Source organism: Neisseria sp. P0009.S007, from assembly GCF_051962515.1.
Window position 1 is genome coordinate 1 of record NZ_JBQCVF010000225.1, and the last position, 2,141, is coordinate 2,141.

The window sequence follows — 2,141 nt, forward strand, 5'->3', positions numbered from 1 at the left end:
AGATGATGCTCTGTCTTGAAAACGTGCGTTTTGAAATTCTCCGCGACCCCATCGTGCGCGATTTCAGTTTGAACCTGCAACATGGCGAAGTGAAAGCCTTGTTCGGGCCGAGCGGCTGCGGCAAGACGACGGTTTTGCGGTTGATTGCGGGCTTGGAAACGCCGAAATCGGGCTCGATACGCAATACTTTCCGCAAAACGGGTTTTCTGTTTCAGGAAAACCGCCTGCCGGAAAACTTGACCGCGATGCAGAATATCGCTATTTTTATGGACAAACCCGATGAAGGCGAAATCATCGCGCTGGCGGCGAAAGTCGGGCTGACTACGGGCGATTTGAACAAATATCCGACCGAGTTGTCCGGCGGTATGGCGAAACGGGTAGCATTTTTGCGCCTGTTGCTGTGCGGCTGCGACCTTGCCTTGCTGGACGAGCCGTTCGTCGGTTTGGACCGCGATTTGCGCGATATTTTGGTCGCCATGCTGGTGGAAAAAATCGAGCGGCAGGGTATGGCGTGTATGCTGGTAACGCACGACCGCTTCGAAGCCGCGCGCCTGAGCCATGAAATCATGCTGCTTTCCACTAAGGGCATGAACGTGCAAAACGTGATTACCCTGCCTACGCCGCTGTCCGAACGCGATTCGGCTTTTGAAGAAGCCGTGGTGGCAAGAGAGTTTCAGGGGATTCATTATTATGAGTGATAGGAATTTAAATTTCTGACAAACCTTGCGGTTCGTTGCCCTCTCCCTAACCCTCTCCCACGGGGAAAGGGGATCAGGTTTCTCAAAATCAGAGAGCCGTAGAATTGGGAATCAGATGTCAGGTAAACCTGAAAATGTTCAGGCTCGACAGCCCAATTCCCTCTCCCGTGGGAGAGGGCTAGGGAGAGGGTAAGCAAGCCGCAGGCTTGCCTCTTTAGCGAAAGATACGAATCTGTTATCCGAACGCGATTCGGTTTTTGAAAAAGCCGTGGTGCCAAGGGGGCAGGGGATTCATTATGAGGTGCTTTATGTTTTCGACTGTGATTACTGCTGCTGTTTTATATATTGCTACAGCAGTAGATTTGTTGGTAATACTATTAATATTTTTTGCTAGAGCAAATACTAGAAAAGAATATCGAGATATTTATATCGGACAATATTTAGGTTCTGTAATTTTAATATTAGTTAGTTTATTTCTAGCTTTTGTTTTGCATTATGTTCCGGAAAAATGGGTGTTGGGTTTATTAGGTTTAATACCGATTTACTTAGGTATTAAAGTTGCTATTTACGACGATTGTGAGGGCGAAAAAAGAGCTAAAAAAGAATTGGATGAAAAAGGGTTGTCAAAATTAGTCGGTATTGTTGCTTTGGTTACAGTTGCTAGTTGTGGTGCAGATAATATTGGACTTTTTGTTCCTTACTTTGTGACTTTAGATCTTGTCGACTTATTAGTTACTCTTCTTGTATTTTTAATATTGATTTTTGTTTTAGTATATACAGCACAAAGATTGGCTAATATTTCAGGTGTTGGTGAAATTGTAGAGAAGTTTAGTCGTTGGATAATGGCTGTTATTTATATTGGTTTAGGGTTATTTATTATTATTGAAAATAATACAATTCGAACAATAATATCAATAATATGAATGATACGGGCATTTGAGTATCTGACAAACCTTGCGGTTCGTTGCCCTCTCCCTAACCCTCTCCCACGGGGAGAGGGAATCAGGTTTCTGAAAATCAGAGGGCGCTCGACAGCCTAATCCCCTCTCCCCGTGGGAGAGGGCTAGGGAGAGGGCAAGCAAGCCGCAGGCTTGCCTCTTTGGCGAAAAATACAACCCTGTCCGCCCAATAAATCCATATCCGAAAGCATCTTCATGCAGAATCAAGCCAAGCCATGAATAAATTTTTCACCCACCCCATGCGGCCGTTTTTTGTCGGTGCGGCGGTACTTGCCATATTCGGCGCGTTGGTGTTTTTCATCAGCCCCGGTGCCGTCATTTTGCACCGCCAAATCTTCTTAGAACTCATGCTGCCTGCGGCATACGGCGGCTTCCTGACTGCAGCCATGCTCGAATGGACGGGTTATAAAGGCCGTCTGAAACCTGTCGCTACTTTGATGGCGGCATTACTGCTCGCCGCATCTGCCATACTGCCCTTTTCGCC

3 protein-coding genes are annotated in these 2,141 nt (G+C 46.4%); all 3 read left to right on the top strand.

The features are described from left to right. The first annotated feature begins 5 nt into the window (after positions 1-5). Positions 6-698, top strand: a complete 693-nt coding sequence (locus tag ACTHS3_RS11860; RefSeq protein WP_210386333.1) for an ATP-binding cassette domain-containing protein — start codon at positions 6-8, stop codon at positions 696-698. 308 nt (positions 699-1,006) lie between these two features. Next, the gene (locus ACTHS3_RS11865) at positions 1,007-1,621 is read left to right on the top strand and encodes a CadD family cadmium resistance transporter (RefSeq protein ID WP_049335602.1); all 615 of its coding nucleotides are present in this window, start codon (positions 1,007-1,009) and stop codon (positions 1,619-1,621) included. A gap of 251 nt (positions 1,622-1,872) precedes the next feature. Further along, positions 1,873-2,141 (top strand): NnrS family protein (locus ACTHS3_RS11870; protein ID WP_440368025.1); only part of this gene is annotated, 269 nt, incomplete at its 3' end.

What these genes read in the sequence shown, in the direction of transcription:
- ACTHS3_RS11860 (WP_210386333.1), top strand. Translation starts at nt 6, where the DNA reads ATGCTCTGTCTTGAAAACGTGCGTTTTGAAATTCTCCGCGACCCCATC.
- ACTHS3_RS11865 (WP_049335602.1), top strand. Translation starts at nt 1,007, where the DNA reads ATGTTTTCGACTGTGATTACTGCTGCTGTTTTATATATTGCTACAGCA.